21 protein-coding genes and 2 tRNA genes are annotated in these 26,059 nt (G+C 51.6%); 4 read left to right on the top strand and 19 right to left on the bottom strand.

The window, feature by feature from the left end; translation table 11 throughout:
- Positions 1-134: 134 nt before the first annotated feature.
- Positions 135-2,174 (top strand): putative bifunctional diguanylate cyclase/phosphodiesterase, encoded by a 2,040-nt coding sequence (locus H511_RS0115140; protein ID WP_027253058.1) that lies wholly within the window; start codon positions 135-137, stop codon positions 2,172-2,174.
- Here H511_RS0115140 and H511_RS0115145 read toward each other — a convergent pair.
- Both H511_RS0115145 and H511_RS0115150 read right to left on the bottom strand, forming a co-directional pair.
- Positions 2,171-3,118, bottom strand: a complete 948-nt coding sequence (locus tag H511_RS0115145; protein ID WP_027253059.1) for a LysR family transcriptional regulator — start codon at positions 3,116-3,118, stop codon at positions 2,171-2,173. The genes H511_RS0115140 and H511_RS0115145 overlap by 4 nt on opposite strands.
- 158 nt (positions 3,119-3,276) lie before the next feature.
- Positions 3,277-4,845, bottom strand: a complete 1,569-nt coding sequence (locus H511_RS0115150; RefSeq protein WP_027253060.1) for an acyl CoA:acetate/3-ketoacid CoA transferase — start codon at positions 4,843-4,845, stop codon at positions 3,277-3,279.
- 317 nt (positions 4,846-5,162) lie between these two features.
- On the opposite strand from H511_RS0115150, the gene H511_RS0115155 reads away from it, so the two are divergent.
- A complete protein-coding gene (locus tag H511_RS0115155; RefSeq protein WP_027253061.1) occupies positions 5,163-6,518 on the top strand; it encodes a GntP family permease in 1,356 nt (451 codons plus the stop codon).
- A gap of 74 nt (positions 6,519-6,592) precedes the next feature.
- On the opposite strand, the gene H511_RS0115160 is transcribed toward H511_RS0115155, so the two are convergent.
- The 16 genes from H511_RS0115160 to rlmE all read right to left on the bottom strand — a co-directional run bounded on the left by H511_RS0115160 (position 6,593) and on the right by rlmE (position 23,101).
- Positions 6,593-6,955: a hypothetical protein gene (locus H511_RS0115160; RefSeq protein ID WP_027253062.1), complete on the bottom strand. Its 363-nt coding sequence runs from the start codon at positions 6,953-6,955 to the stop codon at positions 6,593-6,595.
- A gap of 81 nt (positions 6,956-7,036) precedes the next feature.
- A complete protein-coding gene (nlpI, locus tag H511_RS0115165; RefSeq protein ID WP_036759726.1) occupies positions 7,037-7,954 on the bottom strand; it encodes a lipoprotein NlpI in 918 nt (305 codons plus the stop codon).
- A 152-nt stretch (positions 7,955-8,106) separates the two neighbouring features.
- On the bottom strand, positions 8,107-10,218 hold the full coding sequence (gene pnp / locus H511_RS0115170) for a polyribonucleotide nucleotidyltransferase (protein ID WP_027253064.1): 2,112 nt from the start codon (positions 10,216-10,218) through the stop codon (positions 8,107-8,109).
- Positions 10,219-10,514: 296 nt separating this feature from the next.
- Positions 10,515-10,784 carry a 30S ribosomal protein S15 gene (rpsO, locus tag H511_RS0115175; RefSeq protein ID WP_027253065.1) on the bottom strand — a complete coding sequence of 90 codons (270 nt, stop codon included), beginning with the start codon at positions 10,782-10,784 and terminating at the stop codon, positions 10,515-10,517.
- Between the two features lie 138 nt (positions 10,785-10,922).
- Complete coding sequence (gene truB / locus H511_RS0115180; RefSeq protein ID WP_027253066.1) at positions 10,923-11,882, bottom strand: tRNA pseudouridine(55) synthase TruB; 960 nt, start codon at positions 11,880-11,882, stop codon at positions 10,923-10,925.
- Positions 11,882-12,283 carry a 30S ribosome-binding factor RbfA gene (gene rbfA / locus H511_RS0115185; RefSeq protein ID WP_027253067.1) on the bottom strand — a complete coding sequence of 134 codons (402 nt, stop codon included), beginning with the start codon at positions 12,281-12,283 and terminating at the stop codon, positions 11,882-11,884. The genes truB and rbfA overlap by 1 nt, the downstream gene beginning before the upstream one ends.
- 91 nt (positions 12,284-12,374) lie before the next feature.
- On the bottom strand, positions 12,375-15,092 hold the full coding sequence (gene infB / locus H511_RS0115190) for a translation initiation factor IF-2 (RefSeq protein WP_027253068.1): 2,718 nt from the start codon (positions 15,090-15,092) through the stop codon (positions 12,375-12,377).
- Positions 15,093-15,115: 23 nt separating this feature from the next.
- Complete coding sequence (gene nusA / locus H511_RS0115195) at positions 15,116-16,603, bottom strand: transcription termination factor NusA (RefSeq protein WP_027253069.1); 1,488 nt, start codon at positions 16,601-16,603, stop codon at positions 15,116-15,118.
- A gap of 22 nt (positions 16,604-16,625) precedes the next feature.
- Positions 16,626-17,081, bottom strand: coding sequence for a ribosome maturation factor RimP (gene rimP, locus H511_RS0115200; RefSeq protein ID WP_027253070.1), 456 nt, complete (start codon positions 17,079-17,081; stop codon positions 16,626-16,628).
- Between the two features lie 262 nt (positions 17,082-17,343).
- Positions 17,344-17,420: transfer RNA gene (locus tag H511_RS0115205), tRNA-Met, on the bottom strand.
- Positions 17,421-17,480: 60 nt separating this feature from the next.
- A tRNA-Leu gene (locus H511_RS0115210) sits at positions 17,481-17,565 on the bottom strand.
- Between the two features lie 11 nt (positions 17,566-17,576).
- Positions 17,577-17,912, bottom strand: a complete 336-nt coding sequence (gene secG, locus H511_RS0115215) for a preprotein translocase subunit SecG (RefSeq protein ID WP_027253071.1) — start codon at positions 17,910-17,912, stop codon at positions 17,577-17,579.
- A 223-nt stretch (positions 17,913-18,135) separates the two neighbouring features.
- Positions 18,136-19,473, bottom strand: coding sequence for a phosphoglucosamine mutase (gene glmM, locus H511_RS0115220; RefSeq protein WP_027253072.1), 1,338 nt, complete (start codon positions 19,471-19,473; stop codon positions 18,136-18,138).
- On the bottom strand, positions 19,466-20,326 hold the full coding sequence (folP, locus tag H511_RS0115225) for a dihydropteroate synthase (protein ID WP_027253073.1): 861 nt from the start codon (positions 20,324-20,326) through the stop codon (positions 19,466-19,468). The genes glmM and folP overlap by 8 nt, the downstream gene beginning before the upstream one ends.
- 136 nt (positions 20,327-20,462) lie before the next feature.
- Complete coding sequence (gene ftsH / locus H511_RS0115230) at positions 20,463-22,421, bottom strand: ATP-dependent zinc metalloprotease FtsH (RefSeq protein WP_027253074.1); 1,959 nt, start codon at positions 22,419-22,421, stop codon at positions 20,463-20,465.
- 50 nt (positions 22,422-22,471) lie between these two features.
- Positions 22,472-23,101: a 23S rRNA (uridine(2552)-2'-O)-methyltransferase RlmE gene (gene rlmE, locus H511_RS0115235; RefSeq protein WP_027253075.1), complete on the bottom strand. Its 630-nt coding sequence runs from the start codon at positions 23,099-23,101 to the stop codon at positions 22,472-22,474.
- Positions 23,102-23,280: 179 nt separating this feature from the next.
- Between rlmE and yhbY the strand changes: the two genes are divergently transcribed.
- Positions 23,281-23,577 carry a ribosome assembly RNA-binding protein YhbY gene (gene yhbY, locus H511_RS0115240; protein WP_027253076.1) on the top strand — a complete coding sequence of 99 codons (297 nt, stop codon included), beginning with the start codon at positions 23,281-23,283 and terminating at the stop codon, positions 23,575-23,577.
- An 86-nt stretch (positions 23,578-23,663) separates the two neighbouring features.
- Here yhbY and greA read toward each other — a convergent pair whose 3' ends face one another.
- A complete protein-coding gene (greA, locus tag H511_RS0115245) occupies positions 23,664-24,137 on the bottom strand; it encodes a transcription elongation factor GreA (protein ID WP_027253077.1) in 474 nt (157 codons plus the stop codon).
- A 398-nt stretch (positions 24,138-24,535) separates the two neighbouring features.
- On the opposite strand from greA, the gene dacB reads away from it, so the two are divergent.
- Positions 24,536-25,948 carry a serine-type D-Ala-D-Ala carboxypeptidase gene (dacB, locus tag H511_RS0115250; protein WP_027253078.1) on the top strand — a complete coding sequence of 471 codons (1,413 nt, stop codon included), beginning with the start codon at positions 24,536-24,538 and terminating at the stop codon, positions 25,946-25,948.
- Positions 25,949-26,059 lie beyond the last annotated feature (111 nt).

Below are 26,059 nucleotides of genomic sequence, written 5' to 3' on the forward strand. Positions count from 1 at the left end.
TACATTTCAAATCAAAATTTTCTCATGAAAATAGGAATTTTTGACAATCAGACATTTTCTGACGTTATATTACGGGTACGACTTACCCAGAAAGGGACATCCGAGCGATGTCAGCAGTAACAGACAATTTCGCCATGCCGACTGAATTCATCAACAATTGGTTTTTTCAACTGACAGGCAATAGCCCATTCCTGTTCGCCATTCTGGACAAGCAACACCACTATGTCGCAGTCAATCAACACTACTGCCAGCTCAGCGGCCTCAGCCGGGAAGAACTGATGGGCCGGCGTGATAGCGAAATACTCGGTGAGACCTTTTACCACACCCTGCAGCCGTACTACGAACGCGCACTGAACGGCGAATACGTGGAAGGTGATGTGATTCTTGATGAACACCGGCATCACACCTGCCTGTATTTCAGTGTGTCGCCACTGCGCGATGAAAGCGGCGAAGTGACCGGCCTGGCTCTGCATGCGATGGATACCTCTGAACGCTTACAGCTTGCCAATGCCGTGGCTGAACGTGAAGACCACTTTAATCAGCTCAGCCAGATCATGTCTGATGGCTGCCTGCTGATAGAAAGAAATCAAGTGTTGTCCGCCAACCCGATGGCCGCCCAACTGCTGGGGTTTGCATCACCGGATGACATGACAGGCGAAGATTTAGGGCTGCTGTTAATAGACAGCAGAAACAACCGGCCTTTTGGTGAGCAACTGGCCGGGCTGAGCAACGGCAAAGCCTACCATTGCCTGACCAGCCAGCGGTGTCAGGTGGAAAATGTACTGACACTGACCCTGAAAGACACGCAAGTGGTTGGCTCCCCCGCCAGTCTGGTTGTTCTGAAGCAACCACAGACACAACAAGTCCAGCCCGAACAGGTGGAACAGCTGATTCATACCGACCCGCTGACAGGTTTGTATAACCGCCACGGATTCAGTCGTCGTCTGGAGCAGATGATCAACCGGCAGACCCCGTTAGTCATGCTGTATCTGGACATAGATAATTTCAAAAACATCAACGATTCGCTGGGGCACCATATTGGCGACCGGGTACTGCAGGAAATTTCCCAGCGTCTGCGCCATCTGTTGCCCGAGAACGCTGTGATAGGTCATCTGGGGGGCGATGAATTCGGCATTCTGCTGCCCGATCCCATCCATGCTGAAATTGGCGAACAGGTCTCCAAGAAAATTATTGCTCTGGTGAACCAACCCTTCGATCTGATGCACTTCAGCAAGCATCTGGCCTGTTCGATCGGGATGGTCAGCTACCCTGGCAATGGCAGCGATGCACGCTTGCTGCTGCAACATGCCGATACCGCTATGTATGAAGCCAAGAATCGCGGGCGTAACCGTCTGGTCACCTTTGACGAAACCATGAACAAAGAAGCACGAATGCGGCTGTGGCTGGAAATAGAACTGCAGAAAGCTTTACAAAACAAAGGGCTGGAAGTCTGGTATCAGCCCAAAGTCAGTGCGAGGGATTTCTCCATTCACGGCGCCGAAGCCCTGGTGCGCTGGAAACACCCGATAGAAGGTTACATCAGTCCGGCCCAGTTCATTCCGGTGGCTGAACGCTCAGGTCTGATTGAACAGCTTGGCCAGGTGGTGATGAAAGAAGTCTTCACCACAGTTAAACACTGGAAAAAACAGGGGCTCCTTCAGGGCCGGGTGGCTATCAACCTGTCACCCCAGCAATTTGGTAATCCCAACCTGATCCAGTATGTCTCAGACTTGCAGCGAGCCACAGGCGTCAACCCGGATGATATCACGTTTGAACTGACTGAAAGTGCCATGCTGGGTGAAAACGAACACACCATACAAATGCTGAACGCCATCAAAAAACTCGGGTTTGCCTTATCGATTGACGATTTTGGGACCGGTTACTCCTCTTTGTCCTACCTGGCCCGATTCCCGCTGGACGAGCTCAAAATCGACCGGGCATTTATCAAAGATCTGAAAACCGTGCCCAAGCAGCTGACCCTGATCGAAAACATTATCAATCTGGGTAAGTCACTGAATATGAGTGTTGTCGCAGAAGGTGTGGAAACGCGCCAGCAAGCCGCCCTGCTATCCAATCTCAATTGCGATTTCATACAGGGCTTTCACTTTTTCCGCCCGCTGCCGAAGCATGATCTGGAAACCATACTGATGAAAAACTTCCGCGGCAGATTTTAGGCCTGCTGTGCAACAATCTCTTCTGTCCTGCGCAGCAGGTAATCCTTAAACGCCTGACAGCGAGCAGGCATTGGATGTCTGGGACGAAAGTACAGATTGATATCAAACTGGCTGGCAACATAATCGGTCAGCAGCACAGTTAGTGCGCCTGACGCCAGAGCGTCCTTAATCACAGAATGCGGCAAGTAGGCCACACCGGCGCCTCTGATTGCCATATCGCGCAGTATCTCACTGTTATCACATTCCAGCGCATCGCTGATAGCCACAGCGCGATTAATGCCATTTAAACGGAAGTACCAGCGATTGCCTCCAACCAGTGAACTGGCATACAGGCAGCGGTGTTCCCTTAAGTCTTCCGGTTCCGTTGGCCTGCCACACCGTGCCAGATAGCCTGGCGACGCGCAGGCGTATAACGGTTCACTGAGCAACAACCGGCGGATCAGCAACGAGTCTTTCTCTTCCGTTTCCCGGTTGGTCGCTTTGGCCCGGATAATAAAATCCACATGTAACGGATCAGTGTCCCCGGCTTCAATAAACAAACGAAAGTTCACCTGGGGATGCATTTCCATGTATTCCGCAATGATTTCACGCAGATAATAGCTGGCGTACAGCGGTGTCGATGAGATACTGATAATACCCCGCTGTTCATCTGCCATGCAGCCCACTTCGGCGCAGATAGTATCAATTTCCGGCAACAGGGAAGAAAAACGGCGATACAGCATTTCTCCGGCATCCGTCGGTACGAGTTGGCGGGTACTGCGCTTGATCAGCTCGACGGCCATCAGCCCTTCCAGCTCCTTTACCCACCGGCTGGCCGCGGCGGCAGAAATGCCCCACACTTCCGCAGCTTCGCGAAACGAACCATGCTGAATAACAGAACAGAAAAACACAATTTTATCTAACTGTTGCTGGCGGGGATTGATCCCGACCAGTGACTGGGTCATAGCAGATTCCTTATGGGTTGAGCCCTCACCCGGCCACGCTTTTCAGGTAAGAACCGGGTTTAATGAACCTCAATAATGCCTGTGCAACTCTGGTTGCACTAACACCGGCACCTCGTCTTACAGCTCGCTTCACAGTCTTATAACTCGCATCCCGCGATTTAAACGGATTTCTGCCCAAACTGAGGAGAGAATATCTCTGCTGACATCCGAGTCAGATCGGGATCAATCACCGGAGAGAATGACATATGCGCCAGAATATCACGCTCAAGATCCACGCCGGGCGCAATTTCTTCCAGCACCAGACCCTGCGGTTCAAGCCGGAACACGGCACGCTCAGTAATATAGCGCACCGGTTGTCTGGTCTGGATGGCCCGGGCAGCGGAAAATGTAATTTGTTCAACTGTCTCAACAAACTTAGTCTGGCGGCCTTCCTGCAGAATATGCAGCTCGCCGTTCCTGACGGCGATCTCTAGTCCGGCGGCAGTAAAAGTGCCACAGAAAAACAAAGATTTAGCATGCTGACTGATATTAATGAACCCCCCACAGCCCGGCAATTTATCGCCAAAGCGGGACACATTGATATCGCCGCGGGCAGAGCATTGCGCCAGGCCGAGAAAGGCCTGATCGATCCCGCCGCCGTCATAAAAGTCGAACATCTGATCCTGAGTAATAATGGCCTGCGGGTGTCTGCTGGCACCAAAATCCAGTCCGCTGGCCGGCAGACCGCCGATAGCCCCGGGCTCGACGGTAAGAGTCATGGTATCAAGGATGCCCAGCTTACCGGCAACAATCGCAATATACTCAGGCACACCAATCCCCAGATTCAGCACAGCGCCGGGCGTCAGCTCCTGCACGGCGCGGCGGGCAATCAGGGTTTTGGCATCCAGTTGTTCCGGCAGACTATCCCGGTGCTCTGCCTGATGTTCGCCTGAACCTGCCCGTCCGACAAAATCGGGATTGAAACGGGTGGCAAAGGTCTGCATGTGTTCCGCTTCATCGTGGCAAAGCACAACAGCATCAACAAAAATGCCCGGAATTTTGATGCTGTGGGGATCGAGTGTACCGGCCGGCACCAACCGTTTGACCTGCACGACCACTTTGCCGCCCTGATTGCGGGCCGCCTGCGCTGCAGCCAGATTTTCCACCACCAGACACTCATCTTCCATCGTGATATTGCCGTTTTCATCTGCCGTTGTGCCGCGCAAAATAGCCACATCCACCGGCAGGCGCCGGTAAAACAGGTATTCTTCGCCATTAAGCTCCAGTACAGACACCAGATCATCACGGGTTATCGCATTAATTTTGCCGCCTTCAAACCGGGGATCGACAAAGGTTCCCAGCCCGGTTGTTGTCACAGTCCCGGGCTTACCTGCTGCCGTATCACGCAGGAGGTGTGAAATCACCCCCTGGGGCAGATTGTACGCTTCAATCTCATTGCTCAGGGCCAGTTTCTGCAGGTCGGGTACCAGGCCCCAGTGGCCGCCAATCACCCGCTTAACCATACCCGGTCTGGCCAGATGATTCGCCGCCCGTCCTTGTCCGTCTCCCTGGCCGGCTGCAAAGATCAATGTCAGATCACGGGGCGAAGTTTCAGTGTCGTAGCGTTCACCCAAGGCCCTGATGATCGACTCGGGTACCACAGAACCGATAAATCCCCCCAGCATGACGGACTGCCCGTCGGTGAGCCATGCCGCGGCTTCTTCAGCCGTAAGTTGGGTAACTGCCATGCGCAACTTCCTTTTACCGTGCAATTGCCTGAAGTGTATGAATCCCATCCCCTTGCTTTAATAGCTACAGATGAAATTGTGTTTTTCGAAACTGGCCGCAACCAGCTGCGAACACGTGGTAACATATTGAAATAAATAAAAAACACTCTTATCACTTAAAGCAAGTGATGCGATTTCCTCCTGGTATAGCATGATGCCGCTCGCACTTTACCGGTGAATAAAAAATTTGGACCGACCAGTGATGTTTTCAATCGCTCCTCAGACGTCTAGGATGTTAACGACCTGTTACAACCATAACCATGAAACGGAGAGAGAATATGGATGTTGCCGTGATACTGCTCACGCTTGTGGGTTTGATGTACTTTGCCTACCGAGGCGTGTCAGTGCTGATCCTCGCCCCCATTTTAGCCATGGCTGCTGCACTGCTGACCAGTGACTTCCCTTTTTTGTATGCGCTGTCTAATGTCTTCATGCCCGCCGCAGCCAATTACATCAAACTGTACTTCCCCATCTTCATCGCCGGGGCAATCTTTGGCAAACTGATGGGCGCATCGGGGGCTGCCCGTGCTTTATCACGGTTTATCATTCAGCATCTGGGGACCAAACACGCGATATTGTCTGTCGTGCTGGCTACTGCGTTGCTGACATACGGCGGCGTGTCACTCTTTGTGGTGGTCTTTGCCATGTATCCGATTGGTGCAGCCACTTTCCGCGCGGCCGGTATTCCTAAGCGCCTGCTGCCAGCGGCGATCACCCTGGGAGCTTTCACTTTTACCATGACGGCATTGCCGGGCACGCCGCAGTACCTGAACACCATGCCAACCATACCGTTCGGCACCACTATTTACGCAGCGCCGGCGCTGGGCTTACTGGCCGGTACTATGATGCTGGTGCTGGGAGTATTGTGGATCAAATACCGGGCCCAAAAGGCCATTGCGGCTGGTGAAAATTACGGTGACCATGATGAAAGTGATAAAGATCTGGATGACAGCACCGCAACACCGAGCGTATTGATGGCGCTTGTTCCGATTCTGATGGTGTTCGTCATCAACTTTGTACTGACCAATATTTACTTCAAATCACCTGCTGTGATTGCCGAATATGAAACGCTGGATACGCGGATCAACGGCACCTGGCCGGTAATTATCGCGCTGGCTGTCGCCATTATCTTCATGCTGGTGAGCTATCGCCGCTATCTGTTTGATACCAACAAACACGTCTTCGACGGTTCGGTAGGCTCTCTGCTGCCCATTTTCAACACAGCTTCTGAGGTAGGCTATGGTGCTGTGATTACTGCCCTGTCGGCCTTTGTGATTATCAAAGCCGGTATTGCCGCCATTGATATTCCGGACCTGTTCAAGGTGGCGCTTACCTCAACCAGTCTTGCCGGTATTATTGGTTCGTCATCAGGCGGAACTGGGATGGTGCTGGCCCTGCTGGGCAATGATTTTCTGAGTACCGGGATTAACCCTGAAGTGCTGCATCGCGTGGTCTTGCTGGCCGCGGGCGGGCTGGATACGCTGCCGCACTGCGGTGCTGTCATTACTTTGCTGGCGGTTTGTCGCCTGACTCACAGACAGAGCTATGGTGATATTGCGGTGGTAACTATGGCGATCCCGCTGATGGCGGCCTTTACTGTCATAGTGGTACATCTCAGTACCGGCCTGGTCTGACAAGCCCGGAGCAACAACGCCCCGAATAATGCGGGGCGTTGTTATTAGCCGGTATTCTGAATTATTGTACGCGGTTAATCGCTGCGGCAAGGTTGAATATAGATGGCATCTGACGGAAAGCGGCCATCCTGGCTGGGATGCTGGCGGTGTAATCGACACAAATCCTGAAAAATGCTGATCGCTGTGACGGTAAATGCTTCTGCCTGCCAGCTGTCATCCTGTTTAATCTCAATCATCACTTTGTCACCCTGACTAACATGCTCAGGTAACCGAATATCATAGGTATGGCTGAATGCCAGCAACCAGTAATTATCGACAGTCACCAGGCGGCCTTCGCCCGGCGTGGATACCGAATAGACGTAGTCCAGTTGTTGCGCTTTGGCTACACTGGTCAGCGCCATTGCCATTAGTGTAAAAGCGACATAAAGCTTCAACATAACCGCCACCTGCAGAACACCTGTTCTAACACTATAGTGATTGCAGCTGGTCAGTTTTTCTTAACTCAGCGACAGAGCGGCTTAAAGTTCATCGCCTACATCGCCACTGGTATCGGCTTCACCCTGTAAGTTCGCCAGTAAACGATTGAGCTCCAGAGAAGCAAACCTGTGCTCAACAAACTCGTAGACATTGCCAGCTAAAGCCAGCTTATACAGCTGGACAGCTTCCGCATACTGATTGTTATGCTGGTAGCGCTTGGCCATATAGAAGTAGCTCTCGGTCAAACGCTCGGCCATCTGCTCATTGGTTTCACTGTCTTTCACTATGCCGTCGAGCAGCAACTGCTCAGATTGACCGTCAAGCAACATACCGGCAATGTTCCAGCCCCAGTCTTCGCGTTCTGCCCGGTCAAAACGGTTCTGCAGATTCTGTTTGGCTTTGTCTGCCGGCTCTGATTCCAGCTCAACCATATACAACCAGATAGCCCGGTAAGGATCATTGGGATCCTGATGATAATGCGCCAGTAAATCCTGCTTGGCTAAATCAAACCGACCGCCATAATACAGTGCGATCCCACGGTTGCGCTGTGCAAACGGGTGGCTGACATCCAGCTCCAGCGCCGAGTCAAACGCCTCGTAGGCCGCATCAAAATGTGCACTCTGAGTAAAATACACCCCAAGAATATTAAAAATATCGGGCTGTGCGGGATACAGAGACAGTGACTGGTTAAAATCCAGTCTGGCCAGATCACGCAGACCAATACCATCATGAAGCAACCCGCGCTCATAGAAGATCTGCGAACGGGTTTCATCATCCAGATCACTGCGTCCCAACAGCTGATCAATACGTGCTAACTGGATTTGTTGCTGTATGGTTGGCTGCAGCGGAACCGCAATCAACGGTTGCTCCCAGCTGGAATAGGTACTCGTAGAACACCCTGCCAACATGACGGCCATCGCAATGGCTACGTACTTACACCTCTTTGCAAACAATGCCATTCTCCCTAACCTGCCCGTGCGAATCCGCGGTTGCCATCACCACACGATGAGCCAAAATCGCGATTCGCCTTCTGAGCGTTGATTGGTATAAAAAAGGGGCTATAACAGCCCCCTTTTTTGTTACTAGATAAAGATAAGCTTATTCCGATGGATTAAGCATCTTCACCAGCGGCTGGTGCCTGCTCTGGCTGAGCTTCCTTCATGCTCAGACGGATACGGCCCTGGCGGTCGATTTCCAGTACTTTGACCTGTACTTCCTGACCCATTTGCAGGTAATCAGAAACCTTCTCAACACGCTCCTGTGCGATTTGAGAAATGTGTACCAGACCTTCTTTTGTACCGATAACAGAAACAAAAGCACCAAAATCAACAATTCGCACTACTTTACCAGTATAGATGCGGCCAACTTCAACGTCTGCGGTGATTTCTTCGATACGGCGAATCGCTTCTTTCGCAGCAGTCCCTTCGGTGGCTGCAATTTTCACTGTGCCGTCGTCTTCGATTTCAATTGTTGTACCGGTTTCTTCCGTCAGCTGACGAATTACCGCACCACCTTTACCGATCACATCTTTGATCTTCTCTGGGTTGATCTTCATGGTGTGAATACGAGGAGCAAACTGAGAAATGTCATCGCGAGCTGTGCTGATAGCCTGATCCATCACACCCAGGATGTGAATACGGGCGCCTTTTGCCTGGTTCAGTGCAATCTGCATGATCTCTTTGGTAATACCTTCGATCTTGATATCCATCTGCAGTGCAGTAATACCGTCGTTAGTACCGGCCACTTTGAAGTCCATGTCACCCAGGTGATCTTCATCGCCCAGAATGTCAGACAGAACCACGAAATCGTCGCCTTCTTTCACCAGACCCATAGCGATACCCGCTACAGAGGCTTTGATTGGCACACCGGCGTCCATCAGAGCCAGAGAGGTACCACATACAGACGCCATAGAAGACGAACCGTTTGATTCAGTGATCTCAGACACCACACGTACAGTGTACGGGAACTCATCAACCGATGGCATTACCGCTTTGATACCACGCTTAGCCAGTTTACCGTGGCCGATTTCACGACGCTTCGGCGAACCCACAAAGCCGGTTTCACCTACACAGTATGGAGGGAAGTTGTAGTGCAGCAGGAAGTGTTCTTTACGCTCACCGGTCAGCTCATCCAGGATCTGCGCGTCACGCTGGGTACCCAGAGTGGCAGAAACCAGCGCCTGCGTTTCACCACGGGTAAACAGTGATGAACCGTGAGTACGTGGCAGTACACCCGTACGAACGTCCAGAGCACGAACCATGTCTTTTTCACGGCCATCAATACGCGGGTTACCGGCAATGATGCGGCTGCGAACCACGTTCTTCTCCAGAGAGCCCAGCATGTCGCGGATTTCGCGCTCATCCAGTGCGGCATCTTCTGCCAGCAGTTCAGCGACCACGTCAGCTTTGATGGCACCCACTTTCTCGTAACGCGCCATTTTTTCAGTGATTTGGTAAGCATCGGTCAGACGACCTTCTGCTTTTTCAGCCACGCGTGCTTTCAGTTCGGTGTTAACGGCCGGAGCCACCCAATCCCACGCCGGGGTTGCCACTTCTGCAGCGAATTCTTTAATGGCATTGATCACAGTTTGTTGCTGGTCATGACCAAAAACAACGGCTTGCAGCATTTGCTCTTCAGTCAGACGGTCTGCTTCTGATTCAACCATCAGAACGGCGTTATCTGTACCGGCAACCACCAGATCCAAACGGCTCTCAGCCAGTTCTTTGTTGCTTGGGTTCAGCACAAGCTGGTCATTGATGTAACCCACACGGGCTGCACCGATTGGACCGTTGAAAGGAATACCTGAGATAGCCAGAGCGGCAGAGGTACCAATCATGGTCACTATGTCTGGGTTAACGTCCGGGTTAACAGAAACCACAGTCGCGATCACCTGTACTTCGTTTTTGAACGCATCAGGGAACAGCGGACGGATTGGGCGGTCAACCAGACGGGCCGTCAGGGTTTCATTTTCAGAAGGACGGCCTTCACGTTTGAAGAAACCACCCGGGATTTTACCGGCAGCGTAAGTACGCTCCTGGTAGTTAACAGTCAGAGGGAAAAAGTCCTGGCCTTCTACCGCTTCTTTTTTGCCCACAACAGAAACGAAGACGGAAGTGTCATCCATGCTAGCCATTACAGCGGCAGTAGCCTGACGCGCCATCACACCGGTTTCCAGCGTTACGGTATGGTTGCCGTACTGGAAGGTTTTAACGATAGGATTCACGTGAATTTCCTTAAAATATTGATCTGCTTTTCTATTTGCGTCTGTAAGTATATCCGACACAGCAAAAAGCGTCATGTGAAGTGGGGTACTTTAAAGCACATTTCACGCATCGCGACTAATGGCAAAAGCCGATTTGGGCAGCCTCTGTCAATAGCCGCGACCTCAGGGTCGACGAAAACGACTCGTGAACGCTATTCAGTACCGTTTTAAAACAACTTTCCCGTCAGAGATTGGCATCTCCGACCGGCAGATGCAAAAAAGAAAGGAGCCAATCGGCTCCTTTCTTCCAAGCAATCTTAGCGACGCAGACCCAGACGCTCGATCAGAGACTGGTAACGACCCAGATCTTTGCCTTTCAGGTAGTCCAGCAGCTTACGACGACGAGAAACCATGCGCAGCAGACCACGACGGCTGTGGTGATCGCCTTTGTGCTCTGCAAAGTGACCTTGCAGGTGGTTGATCTGTGCAGTCAGCAGTGCAACCTGAACTTCAGGTGAACCCGTGTCGTTTGCGCCTTGCGCGTATTCAGCAACGATAGTTGCTTTAGTTTCTGCATTCAGAGACATAACTCATTCCTAATACAAAATAGTAAAATTTGTGCCAGCCAATCTCTGATTCAGCCGACACCCGAGCCGCGAATTATACGCACCTGTCCGGAAGGCCGCAAGCGGAATATGATTCACCCGACAGGCCGCTGGAGCGGCTTATTTTTCTTCGTCTTCTTTGTCCCGGTTGGCCAGCACACGCTTAGGCGCCACCATATTTTCGGCATTGATTTCACCCACACCGATGAAATCACGCTGCTCACCGGCTGTCAGCCGAACCAAGGTACCGGCATCAGGCACACGGCCGGCCTGGACTGGCTGGCCATTGAGCACATAACTGGCGACACCCGGCAGTAAGTTCACTTCCGGTAAGTCCTGTACTGCCGAGTCGGTTGGCAACAGCAGCGGATCCAGCAGCTCTTTCGGCTGAATATCCTGCTCTTTGGCCTGCTCCAGCAGCGCTTCGAGCTGCTCTAGCGTGACCATTTTGTCCAACGGGTACTTAGAGACGCCGATGCGGCGCAGATACGTGACATGCGCTCCGCAGCCCAGCATCTCACCCAGATCATCAACGATAGTGCGGATATAAGTGCCTTTGGAGCAATGGACTTCCATCTCAACTTCGTTGTCGCTAAAGCGCAGCAGTGAGATTTCATACACTGTGATATCGCGGGCCTCACGGGGTACTTCTTTGCCTTCGCGGGCATATTCGTACAACGGACGTCCCTGATATTTCAGCGCCGAAAACATAGACGGAATTTGCTTGGTTGTACCGCGGAACTTGGCGATACAACGCTCCAGCAGACCACGATCTACCTTGACCTCACGGGTTTCGACCACTTCGCCATCGGAATCCGAAGTATTGGTACGCTCACCCAGCTTGGCGATCACCCGATAACGCTTATCGGAATCCAGCAGGAACTGGGAAAACTTGGTCGCTTCTCCCAGGCAGATTGGCAGCATACCCGTCGCAAGCGGATCCAACGCGCCGGTGTGACCGGCTTTTTCCGCAAAAAAGAGACGTTTTACTTTTTGCAGGGCATCGTTTGATGTGATGCCGCCCGGCTTATCCAGCAGCAGAACACCGTCTACCGGACGCCCTTTACGACGACGCGCCATCAGTTATCCTCACCTTCGTCCTTAGGTTCGTCAACGCGGCGTGCTTCGTCATCACGAACAACCTTGCTGACCAGGTTGGAGATGCGCATGCCTTCAGTCAGTGACTGGTCAAAAATAAAGTTCAGCTCAGGCGTCACTCGCAGACGGATTTGCTTACCCAGCAGCGAACGAATGTAAGGCGCCATTTCGCGCAACGCTTCCAGGCTGTCTTCCGGTGTCTGTTCACCGATAGTCAGGAAGGTGACATAAACTTTGGCGTATCCCATATCACGGGAGACTTCCACACTGGAAATTGTCGCCATGCCAATACGGGGATCTTTAATTTCGCGTTGCAGAATCACTGCCAGCTCTTTTTGCAGCTGCTGAGCAACACGTTGTGTACGGCTGAATTCTTTAGCCATTTGATTCTCTCTCTAAAAGTCGGCCGCCTACCTCGACACAAAGGGGAGCCGAAGCTCCCCAGTGTTCATTCCAGGTCAGCGAGCAACCTGATTAATCCAGCGTACGCTGAATTTCAACGATTTCGAAAACTTCAATCTGGTCACCAACGCGAACATCATTGTAGTTCTTCACGCCGATACCACACTCGTAACCGTTCTTCACTTCTTGTACGTCATCTTTAAAGCGACGCAGTGATTCCAGTTCACCTTCGTAAATAACAATGTTATCACGCAGGACACGAATCGGGTTGTTACGCTTGATGGTACCTTCGGTAACCATACAACCTGCAATCGCACCCAGTTTCGGTGATTTGAACACATCACGTACTTCAGCCAGACCGATGATTTCCTGCTTGAACTCAGGAGACAGCATGCCGCCCATCGCTGCTTTCACTTCATCAATCAGCTGATAGATGATGGAATAGTAGCGCAGATCCAGGTTCTCAGCTTCGATGGTCTTACGGGCAGACGCATCAGCACGGACGTTGAAGCCCAGCAGAATCGCGTTAGACGCGGCAGCCAGTACGGCGTCAGTTTCAGTGATACCACCTACGCCGGAACCGACGATGTTCACTTTCACTTCTTCCGTTGACAGCTTACGCAGTGAATCGGCAATCGCTTCCACTGAACCCTGTACATCGGCTTTCAGTACAACATTCAGTTCAGCAACTTCACCTGCAGTCATGTTAGAGAACATGTTCTCCAGCTTGGCTTTCTGCTGGCGAGCCAGTTTCACATCGCGGAACTTACCCTGACGGTAAAGTGCCACTTCGCGCGCTTTACGCTCATCACGGACCACAGTCGCTTCGTCACCCGAAGACGGTACACCAGACAGACCCAGAATCTCAACCGGGATAGACGGACCCGCTTCTTCAATGTCACGACCCAGCTCATCACGCATCGCACGAACGCGACCATATTCCAGGCCACACAGTACGATGTCGCCTTTGCGCAGCGTACCTTCCTGAACCAGCACAGTCGCAACCGGACCACGGCCTTTATCCAGGCGGGATTCAACCACTACGCCTTTCGCCATGCCTTCAGAAACGGCTTTCAGTTCCAGAACTTCCGCTTGCAGCAGAATCGCTTCCAGCAGACCATCGATGTTCGTACCCTGCTTGGCAGAGATGTGAACAAACATGTTCTCGCCGCCCCACTCTTCCGGCATCACGTCGTACTGGGCCAGCTCGTTCTTCACGTTGTCCGGGTTAGCATCTTCTTTATCGATCTTGTTCACCGCAACGATCAGCGGTACACCTGCCGCTTTCGCGTGCTGGATAGCTTCAATCGTCTGTGGCATCACGCCATCGTCTGCGGCAACCACCAGGACAACAATATCCGTCGCCTGTGCACCACGGGCACGCATAGCGGTAAACGCGGCGTGTCCAGGGGTATCCAGGAAGGTGATCATACCGTTATCGGTTTCAACGTGGTATGCACCAATGTGCTGGGTAATACCACCGGCTTCGCCTGCCGCAACGTGCGCTTTACGGATGTAATCCAGGGTAGATGTTTTACCGTGGTCAACGTGACCCATGATAGTCACAACCGGAGCACGAGGGACAACAGCCAGATTCTCGTCGCGATCAGACAGTACGGCCTCTTCCAGCTCGTTCTCTTTACGCAGGATAACCTTGTGGCCCATTTCTTCAGCAACCAGCTGTGCGGTTTCCTGATCGATAACCTGGTTGATCGTGGCCATAGCGCCAAGCTTCATCATCACTTTGATAACTTCAGCCGCTTTCACCGCCATCTTGTTAGCCAGTTCAGCAACCACAATGGTTTCACCGATAACAACATCGGCTTTAGCAACAGTGGCTGTTTTATCGAAGCCATGACGCATTGACGTAGGCTTGCTCATTTGCTGTTTGCCGCGGCCACGCTGGTTACGGCCGCCACGTTGGGGCATTGCACGCTCACGCGGCTCATCACCCTTAGGACCGCTGGCGGCTTTTTTCTTCTTAGCACGGCGGCGAGATTCTTCCTCGCGGCGGTCTTGTTCATCTTCCGCCGCACGGGCATAGGTGGAGGTAGTCGTGTGGTAGTCTGATTGTTCCATAGCACCTGTTTCCTGGTCCTTTTTCGACCAGTTCTTTTCATTGATTTCTGCCATTTTGCGTGCCTCTTCTAGCTGACGCTGACTGTCTTCCTCGGCTTTACGCTTGGCTTCCTCTTCCCGGCGGCGTTGCAGTTCTTCAGCTTCTTTTTTAGCCTGTTGCTCAGCAGCGCGTTTCGCTTTCTCTTCTGCCTGACGTGGATTGGCATCCACCGCATCACGATTGGCTTGTTTCTCTGACTGCTGGGCTTTCTCTTCTGCTAAGCGTTTTGCTTCCGCTTCACGCTGAGCTTTTTCTTCAGCTTCACGTTTAGCCCGCTCTTCCGCTTCGCGTTTTGCTGCTTCTTCTGCAGCACGCTTGGCTTCCTCTTCAGCCTTGCGCGCTTCTTCAGCACGCTGCTCTTCTTCAAGGGCTGAACGCTTGACATAGGTGCGCTTTTTACGCACCTCTACTTGAATGTTTTTACTCTTTCCGCCTGTACCCGATACACTCAGCGTGCTGCGGGTCTTGCGTTGCAGAGTCAGGCGGGTCGGTGCCTCGTCAGTGTTGCCACCGTGTTCTTTCTTCAGGTGGCTCAACAGAGACTCTTTTTCCTGTTGGTTGACACTGTCTTCAGCTTTTTTGCTGATACCAGCATCGGCAAACTGTTGAAGCAAACGATCAATCGGGGTACCGATTTCTTCGGCAAGTGCCTTAATTGAAACCTCTGACATGCTGCTCCTCCCTTGCTAATTAATTATGCTTCGTCGCTGAACCAGCAGATATTACGGGCAGCCATGATCAATTCACCCGCGCTGGTTTCATTCAGGCCTTCGATGTCCAGTAGGTCATCAGTACCTTGGTCAGCCAGATCTTCCAGCGTACAGATACCTTTAGCGGCCAGTTTGAACGCCAGTTCGCGTTCCATACCATCCAGGCTCAGCAGGTCTTCGGCAGGCTCAACCCCATCCAAAGACTCTTCCTGCGCAAGGGCAATAGTGGTCAGTGCTTCTTTCGCACGGTTACGCAATTCGTTAACCGTATCTTCGTCCAGGCCGTCAATTGACATTAATTCCTGAACAGGTACATAGGCTACTTCTTCCAGGCTGGTAAAGCCTTCTTCAACCAGAACAATCGAGAACTCTTCATCGATTTCCAGGTATTTAACAAACAGATCAATCGACGCCTGCGCTTCGGCCTGGTGTTTTTTCTGCAGATCTTCCACAGTCATCACATTCAGTTCCCAGCCTGTCAGGACAGATGCCAGTCGAACGTTCTGACCGCTACGACCGATGGCCTGCGCCAGATTGTCTTTCTCAACCGCGATATCCATGGTGTGGTTGTCTTCATCAACGATGATAGAGCTCACCTCAGCCGGTGCCATGGCATTGATAACGTACTGAGCGGCGTTTTCGTCCCACAGTACGATATCGATACGTTCACCACCCAGCTCACCGGATACCGCCTGAACACGCGCACCACGCATACCAACACAAGCGCCGACAGGGTCGATACGTTTGTCATTGGTTTTCACTGCAATCTTGGCACGTGAGCCAGGATCACGGGCAGCGCCCATCAGTTCGATCATCTCTTCACCGATTTCCGGCACTTCGATGCGGAACAATTCAGACAGCATTTCAGGCTTAGAACGAGTCATGAACAACTGGAAACCACGCGCTTCCGGGCGCACAGCATACAGCAGACCACGTACGCGGTCACCCGGACGGAAGTTTTCACGTGGCAGCTGATCTTCACGCAGAATCACAGCTTCAGCATTGTTACCCAGATCAACAATAATGGCATCGCGGTTTACTTTCTTCACCACGCCAGTGATCAGCTCACCTTCATTATCGATAAACTGTTCAACGATCTGCGCACGCTCAGCTTCACGCACTTTCTGTACGATAACCTGTTTGGCCGTTTGCGTAGTGATGCGGTCAAAAGTCACAGAATCGATCTGCTCTTCAACATAGTCACCCAGCTCAACAGTTTCATCGTCATACTGCGCGGCTTCCAGAGTAATTTCCAGAGTTGGCGCCGTTACTTCGTCCACGGCTTTCCAGCGACGGTAAGTATCGAAGTCGCCCGTTTTACGATCAATCGCAACACGCACGTCAATTTCAGCTTCGTACTTTTTCTTTGTAGCTGTTGCCAGTGCGATCTCCAATGCTTCGAAGATACGCTCACGAGGAACAGCTTTCTCGTTGGATACCGCTTCAACGACAGCCAAGATTTCTTTGTTCATTTCTAATGCCCCAATTTAGCGGTTAGAATTTTGGAACCAGGTTGGCTTTGGCAATATTGCTAAGCGCAAAGGTTTCTTCATCGCCTTTCACGTTCAACGTGACCAGCTCACCGTCAACGGCAACTATGTCACCTTTCCACTTACGACGATTGTTCATCGCCATTTTCAGGACCAGGCTGACCTCGTGGCCAATAAACTGCTCATAATGTGCCGCTCTGAACAGCGGACGATCCAGACCCGGGGAAGAAACCTCCAGGTTATAAGCAACAGTAATAGGATCTTCAACATCCATTACTGCACTGATCTGACGGCTCACATCGGCACAATCATCGACTGTGATACCGTTTTCGTGGTCAATGAACACACGCAATGTGGAATGTTCACCCGCACGAATAAACTCCAGACCCACCAGTTCATAGCCCAAGGCAGTAACTGGTGCTTCCAGTAGTTCAGTTAGTTGCATCTCTAAAGCGGTCAAGACAACCCCCTGGAAACAAAAAAAGGGCATTAAAGCCCAGTAGATACCTGAATGGTCATGTTTCAGATAATAAAAAACCCCGAATTACGGGGTTTATTATCTCTGGACCCTGATAGCTACAACCTCTAAAGGTTATAGCAGAAAAACGAAATCGATTCTGTTCCGGGAATCGTCGTCTTTCAAAACTCGGTTATGGTGCCGGTTTAATCTGGGCGGCAATCCATCGATGGCCTGAGAAAATAACTCAAACCTTCGTCCAAGTTGGTTGCGGGGGCCGGATTTGAACCGACGACCTTCGGGTTATGAGCCCGACGAGCTACCAAGCTGCTCCACCCCGCGTCCGTAATTCTGAGAGCGATTATATCCCTCAGAGGTTACTCTTTCAAGTAACGGAAACAATGGTGCCGAGAAGGGGACTTGAACCCCTACACCTTACGGCACTAGCACCTCATGCTAGCGTGTCTACCAATTTCACCATCTCGGCAAATCTGTTGATTACTGAGGAATATCGCTATTTACAGGCGCTTGCTCAGTGGTATCAACAGCTTGTTCTTGCTGTGCTGGGGCACTTAAGTTTTCCCAGCCACTTGTTGCATCCGCTTGTTTTGCGCTTAAATTGCCCAGAACCAAGCTGATCACAAAAAATACAGTTGCAAAAATTGCAGTCATTCGGGTCAAAAAGTTACTAGAGCCGCTGGCACCGAACAACGTTCCTGATGCACCAGCCCCGAATGAGGCTCCCATATCTGCGCCTTTACCCTGTTGAACCAGAACCAGGCCAATTACACCAAGCGCAGCCAACAGATAAATCACAAGTAGAATTTCGTACATGGGTTCCACCTATGTTCCATAGTGTTGTGCCGGCTTTGCAACAGCAGTGCCAGCGCACCCCTTTGTCAGGAGCGAGGGAATACTAGCGAATGCCGACAGGAGTGACAAGCGATTTTTCTCAGAATGTAGTGATTGATGAATCGCTTGGGTAATAAATAGACAGTTTTCAGATAAGGATTCCGGTTACAGACTGGCAAACCGGAATCCCTTTCAAGGCAAGCTGTTAACAGCACTCTTTCACAGCTGCAGCAATCGACAAGGCCGAATCACTCACCAGCGCACCGTCTTCACCCTCAACCATGACACGAATGAGCGGCTCAGTACCAGATTTACGCAATAATACGCGGCCACGCTCACCGAGTTTCGCTTCTGCGGCTGCTTTTGCTGTCAGTACCGCCTCGGATTCCAATGGGTTGGAATCACCAGAGAAACGGACATTCTCGAGCACTTGCGGGAACATTGTCAGTCCCTCACACAAGGCTTTGAGTGACAGTTTACTGCTGACAATCGAGGCCATGACCTGCAGGCCCGCCACTATGCCATCACCTGTGGTCACTTTGTCCAGCACGATGACATGGCCAGAGTTTTCCGCGCCTATAGTCCACTGGTTTTTAACCAGCTCTTCCATTACATAGCGATCGCCGACCTGAGCACGAACAAACGGGATCCCCAGGTTTTTCAACGCCAGTTCCATCCCCAGGTTTGTCATTAATGTCCCTACGACGCCCCCTTTCAGTTCACCGCGACGCAATGCATCACGGGCAATGATATACGCAATCTGGTCACCGTCGACCTTGTTACCGTCTTCATCAACCATGATCACCCTGTCACCATCACCGTCCAGCGCAATACCGAAATCCGCTTTTTCCTGCAGGACTTTAGCCTGCAAGGCGCGCACATCCGTCGCCCCGACCTCGGCATTGATATTGATACCGTTTGGTTCGCAGCCCAGAGTGATCACTTCCGCACCCAACTCGCGAAACACGTTCGGTGCTATGTGGTAAGTGGCACCGTGGGCGCAGTCGACAACAACCTTGTAGCCTTCCAGGCTCAAATGAGATGGAAACGTTCCCTTGCAAAATTCGATGTAACGGCCGGCCGCATCGTTAATCCGATAGGCTTTGCCGAGACTGGCAGATTCGACACACACCAGTTCTTTATCCATTTCTGCTTCGATCGCCGCTTCTACAGCGTCAGGCAGTTTGGTCCCCTCAGAGGAGAAGAACTTGATACCGTTGTCATAATAAGGGTTATGAGAAGCCGAAATCACAATGCCTGCTTCAGCGCGAAATGTCCGAGTCAGATAGGCCACGGCAGGGGTCGGCATTGGCCCGGTAAAGGCGGCCTGCAAACCTGCGGCGGCCAGTCCGGCTTCCAGGGCAGATTCCAGCATATAACCGGAAATACGCGTGTCTTTACCAATAATGACTTTTTTGGTGCCCTGCTGTGACAGCACGCGGCCCGCCGCCCAGCCCAGTTTCAAGACAAACTCAGGGGTGATGGGTGACTGGCCAACACGGCCACGGACACCATCGGTGCCGAAATATTTACGTTCAGCCATTAATCTTCGCTCCTAGCGCTTTATTTTCCTGTTCAAGCGTCATACGGCAGACAGCCAGTACATCCTGTGTTTCACGGGTGTCATGAACACGGATAATCTGAGCGCCTTTCATCGCTGCAATAGCAGCGCAGGCCAGGCTCCCTGCCAGTGCTTCCGCAGGTGTTTTATTCAGTAATTTACAAATCATCGATTTTCTGGACATGCCGACCAGCAGCGGTAAGCCAAACTGATGGAATTGGTCCAGATGTGCCAGCAACTGATAATTGTGTTCCAGGGTTTTACCAAAACCGTACCCAGGATCCAGCAACAGTTGATCACGACGAATACCGGCTTTTTCACAGGCTCGAATGCGCTCCGAGAGAAACGTATTCACATCTGACAGCAGGTCATCATAATGCGGCTGATGCTGCATTGTACGCGGTTGGCCCTGCATATGCATTAAACAAATAGGGACGCCGGCAGTCGCAGCGGCTTCCATCGCGCCCGGTTCAAGCAGTGCGCGAATATCATTAATTAAATCGGCCCCGGCCTTGACGGTTTCAGTCATCACTTGCGCTTTGCTGGTATCCACTGAGATCCAGCAATCAAATCGCCGGGCAATGGCTTCCACAACAGGCACAACCCGGTCGAGTTCTTCCGCGACTGACACATCGGCCGCACCGGGTCGCGTCGATTCACCGCCAATATCAATGATACTGGTGCCGACGGCCAGCATGTCTTCAACATGCCTTAAGGCGTCGTCCAACTGATTGAATTTACCGCCATCTGAAAATGAATCCGGGGTGAAGTTGAGGATTCCCATGGCATGAGGGTAAGAAAGATCTAAGATTTTTTCTTTGCTTTTCAGTAACAAGGCCCATTACTCCTGACTGGGGGGAGCGCTCGTACTATACCGAGGCTCACTTGTTTCTTAACAACTGAGAATAGCTGACACAGCAGAAACAAAAAACCCCGAGTTTCCCCGGGGTTTTATATTCACCGCCAGGCAATCAGGCCTGCGGTTTATCATTTTCTTCGCTGTGGTGTGGCTGCACCTGCTCTGGCTTCTCAGCCGGCTTGTCGCTTGCCGCATCACTGGCTTTATCTTGTGACTCAGGCGCTTCCGCTTTCAGGGTGTCGTCTTTGTCACCCCAGCCTTTTGGTGCGCGAATCTCAGGTTTACGCTCCATCAGGTCGTCAAGCTGACCCGCATCTATGGTTTCATACTTCATCAACGCATCTTTCATTGAGTGAAGAATGTCCATGTTATTTGCCAGAATTTCACGAGCGCGCTCATAGTTACGGTCGATAATGGCACGGACTTCAGTATCAATAGTACGTGCAGTATCATCAGACATGTGTTTTGTCTTAGTTACTGAACGCCCCAGGAATACTTCACCTTCGTCTTCTGCGTACAGCAGAGGACCCAGTTTATCCGAGAAGCCCCACTGAGTGACCATTTTACGGGCAATATCAGTAGCACGCTCAATATCGTTTGACGCACCGGTAGAGACTTTTTCTACCCCGTAGATCAGCTCTTCTGCCAGTCGGCCGCCGTACAGGCTGGAAATCATCGACTCCAGATACTCTTTGGAGTGGCTGACACGATCCTGCTCCGGCAGGTACATGGTCACACCCAGTGCACGACCCCGAGGGATAATGGACACTTTATAAACCGGGTCATGATCCGGAACCAGTCGGCCAATAATGGCGTGGCCCGCTTCGTGATAAGCCGTCGATTCTTTCTGCTCTTCAGACATCACCATAGATTTACGCTCAGCGCCCATCATGATCTTGTCTTTCGCCAGTTCGAATTCCACCATAGACACGGTACGTTTGTTGCCACGGGCAGCAAACAGCGCCGCTTCATTCACCAGGTTGGCCAAATCAGCACCAGAGAAGCCTGGCGTACCACGGGCAATCAGTGATGGTTCAACATCCCCATCCAGTGGTACCTTGCGCATGTGCACTTTCAGGATTTGCTCACGGCCACGCACATCGGGCAGACCGACAACAACCTGACGGTCAAAACGACCCGGACGCAACAGAGCCGGGTCCAGAACATCTGGTCGGTTGGTCGCTGCAATCACGATAATACCTTCGTGACCTTCGAAACCATCCATTTCCACCAGCATCTGGTTAAGTGTCTGCTCACGTTCATCGTGACCACCACCAACGCCCGCACCACGCTGACGACCTACAGCATCAATTTCATCGATGAAAATAATACAAGGCGCCGCTTTCTTAGCCTGCTCAAACATGTCACGGACACGGGATGCACCCACACCGACAAACATTTCGACGAAGTCAGAACCAGAGATCGTAAAGAATGGGACTTTCGCTTCACCGGCGATGGCTTTGGCCAGTAAGGTTTTACCCGTACCAGGAGGACCTACCATCAGCACACCGGTTGGGATTTTACCACCCAGTTTCTGGAAGCGGCTGGGATCACGCAGGTAATCCACCAGCTCTTTCACGTCTTCTTTGGCTTCATCACAGCCGGCAACGTCGTTGAACGTTGTTTTAATCTGATCTTCACTCATCATGCGTGCTTTAGACTTGCCGAACGACATGGCACCTTTGCCACCTCCGCCCTGCATCTGGCGCATAAAGAAAATCCAGACCCCGATCAGTAACAGCATCGGGAACCAGGATATGAAGATAGAAGCCAGTAAGCTCGGCTCTTCCGGTGGTGTCCCAACTACTTTTACGTTGGCATTAATCAGATCGTCCAGCAGTTTCTGATCATTCAGGACAGGCAAGTAAGTCACATAACGGGTGTTATCACGCTTAAATACCGTAATTTCACGATCACTGAACCGTACTTCCCTAATCTGATCCTGACCGATTTCCCGGACAAAAGTCGTATAGTCGACTTGACGGCCAGCACTATCTCCCGGACCGAAGCTCTGAAAAACAGACATCAGCACCACGGCGATGACTAACCACAAAATCAAGTTTTTTGCCATGTCACTCAAGGTGTTAACCTCGCGATAACTTTAAAGATGAATGTAGGGTACTACAGTTTATAACCTGTAGCCACAATATAGACTTCACGGGAGCGATCCCTGGAGGAGTCTGGTTTACGGATTTTAACTGCCTTGAACATGCTGCGCACCTCGGCCAGATACTGATCGAAGCCTTCGCCCTGGAAAACTTTTACCGCAAAACTTCCATTGGGCGCAAGCACCTGCCTGCACATATCTAATGCTAGTTCAACAAGATACATTGCTCTAGGCTGATCTGACGCCAGATTACCGCTCATGTTCGGCGCCATGTCAGACAAAACAACATCAACCATATCTGGCTGAATTCGCTCAAGTAATGCATCCAGCACAGCTTCTTCACGGAAGTCGCCCTGTAAAAAGCTCACACCTGGCAGGGAATCCATTGGCAGAATATCACAGGCAATCACTTGCCCTGAATCGCCAACAACACTGGCCGCATACTGAGACCAGCCCCCGGGTGCAGCACCCAGATCGACAACTGTCATCCCTGGTTTTAATAACTTATCTTTGCTCTGGATTTCCTCCAGTTTGAAAATGGCTCGGGAACGGTAACCCTTTTTCTGGGCTTCCATGACATACTTATCATCAAAATGTTCCTTCAGCCAGCGTCCAGAACTGGCAGAATGTTTCTTTTTACTCATGCATTACCCAATGCGAATCAACCCAACAGCCGATGGTTCCCGTTCTGGTTCAGCAGTACTACTTTTACTGTGGCCCAGAGTTGGCAGGAACACCAGCGTAACGAAACAACGTTAGTCATATTGACTAGATGGCGTTAGAATACCCTGTTTTCAACCCTTGTTATAGATATTGAGTCACCATGAATCTAAGCACCAAACAGAAGCAATACCTGAAAGGCCTTGCTCACAGCCTCAAGCCTGTCGTCCTGATGGGCGCCAACGGCCTGACTGAAGCCGTGCTGTCAGAAATCGAGCTGGCCCTGAACCACCATGAACTGATCAAGGTGAAGGTTGCGGCTGAAGAACGCGAAACCAAGCTATTGATTGTCGATGCCATCGTTCGTGAAACTCAGGCAGAAAAGGTACAGGTTATCGGTAATATCCTGGTGCTGTACCGTCAGTCGGAAGACCGGAAAATCGAGCTTCCCCGCAAATAAAAAAGGCCGCCAACGCGGCCTTTTTTACTTTATCAAGGCCCGGTTGCTGTTACATTTCTTAACAATAAAGCACCCGGCCCTGACCATTAAACGTACTCGACTTTTTCGATCTCAAACTCTTTCCGGCCACCAGGAGTGGCAATACTGACTTCATCGCCTTCCTGTTTACCAATCAAACCGCGTGCAATTGGCGAGTTAACCGAAATCAGACCTTTCTTAATGTCAGCTTCATCATCCCCTACGATGCAGTAGGTCACTTCACCGTCAGTATTCACATCCAGCAAAGTCACTGTTGAACCAAAAATCACTTTTCCGTGATTTGTCATCTTGGTGACATCAATAACCTGCGCCACAGATAACTTATACTCAATATCGCGAATCTGTGCTTCACAGATCCCCTGCTCCTCTCGGGCCGCGTGATACTCCGCATTCTCTTTCAGGTCACCCAGCTCACGAGCTTCAGCAATGGCCTCTGTAATCTGTGGACGACGTTTCATCAAGGCGTCCAGCTCTTGACGCAGCTGCTTTTCGCCGCGGACTGTCATTGGGATCTTTTCCATAAAGTAATCTACCTCGAAACGCCAGAAAAGCAGGATTGCTTTTCGGACAAAAAAAAAGCCAGCCCAGCACAAGTCTGGGCTAACGCATGAATAGAAGAAACGGCTTTTCTGCCTAACAAGATACCTAATACACGGCCCCGGATGCAACCTCTGTCTACGGCTTGCGTTTCAGCCGCTGTCTATCCCTCATATTCCGTCGCTTTCTGCCCTGCACCAACTGCATCTGCGTGCTGCGTGCGGCCGCCAGAAATCGTCTTACCTGAGCTCCCTGATGCACAAGTGTGCTGGTCTTAGGGACAGGAAAATATATCTGACAGGATATTAACGAACTTTCGTTGCCACCCCGCTCGCTTACCCCCTATGATTGCCAGTCAGGTTTACAACGGCTCGTCACCATTATGAAAAACAAAGTTGGCTTATTTTTCGCTGCACTCGTGTTATCGCATTCGGCATTTGCCGAATTTTCTCCTGATCCCGCGATGGCATCACTGCCCTCAGGGCATGATCTGGCTCTCATTATTACTGACCCGGCAACAGGCAACACCATTTTCAGCCAGCGCGCTGAACAATTGCAGGCTCCCGCCAGCACTCAGAAACTGCTGACAGCCTTAGCAGCCAGGCTGTACCTGGAGCAGAACTTTCGTTTCAGCACTCGGCTGGAGCAGAACAAAGAGCACTATATTATCCGTTTCAGTGGCGATCCGACGCTATCTCGTGGCGATCTTGCTGCCATGCTGCACACTTTGAAACAAAAAGGTGTCCATCGCATCAAAGGGAATATCTACCTCAACGGCAGCCAGTTTACCGGCTACGAGCAGGCATCCGGCTGGCCCTGGGATAGCCTTGGCGTCTGTTACAGTGCCCCGTCCAGCAGTATCACACTGGAACACAACTGTGTTCAGGCGGCCTTATACAGTGACCTGCCACTGGGCCAGTCCACCCGGCTTCATATCCCGGCCCATCAGCCCATCAGTGCCACCAGTCTTGCCAAAGTCGTCAGCAAAGCACAGCAAAAATCCACCTTCTGCGCTTTGGAGCTGCAAACCCGGCCCGGCAACCATTACCAGCTCAGCGGCTGCCTGCCGCAGCGGGATAAGCCCTTGCCGCTGAATTTTGCAGTCGTGGATACCGAGGCCTATGTCCGCGAGGTGCTATTGCAAGAGCTCGACAGAAGAGGCATAGCTTTTGATGGCGAAATCCTGCGCGATGACACTCAGACAGGCCAGCTGATCACCAGCCACAGCTCAGCACCTTTGCCGGTATTACTAAAAGTTATGCTGGAAGATTCTGACAACCTGATTGCCGATAACCTTGCCAAAACGCTGGGGCAGCGCTTCTACAATCAACCGGGCAGTTTTCACAATGGTACCGAAGCAATCAAGCAGATCATCGCTGAGCATACCGGTATCGATCTGAGCCGGGCGGTGCTGGCCGACGGTTCTGGCTTATCCCGGGACAACCGCATCATGGCCAGCGACATGATGAAAGTGATGACTTACATCTACCAGCATAATGACAGCCTGAACCTGCTGGCTGATTTGCCCGTTTCTGGCGCAACGGGCACCCTGCGTTACCGCCAGAGTATCCGGCATGAGCCGCTGAAAAATCAGCTGGCCGCGAAATCAGGCTCGCTCTACGGCACGTTCAATTTAGCCGGCGTGATGACAGCCAAATCCGGCAAACCCTTATTATTTGTTCAGTTTGTCACTAACTATCTGCCACCAGAAAAAACCGAGGACGCCCCGGCTGTCACGCCGGAGATTTTCAGGTTCGAACGTCAGTTATATACAGATCTGTATGAGTCGTTTTAACCGGATTCAGGCTTGAGCCGCGAACTGGCGTCATCATCGCGCGCAAAAAAATAGCACGAAAAAAAGCCCGTCGTTCCACAACGACGGGCTTTTTGTTGCTTTGTCAGCGGG

Source organism: Photobacterium halotolerans DSM 18316, assembly GCF_000425165.1.
GTDB lineage: Bacteria > Pseudomonadota > Gammaproteobacteria > Enterobacterales > Vibrionaceae > Photobacterium > Photobacterium halotolerans.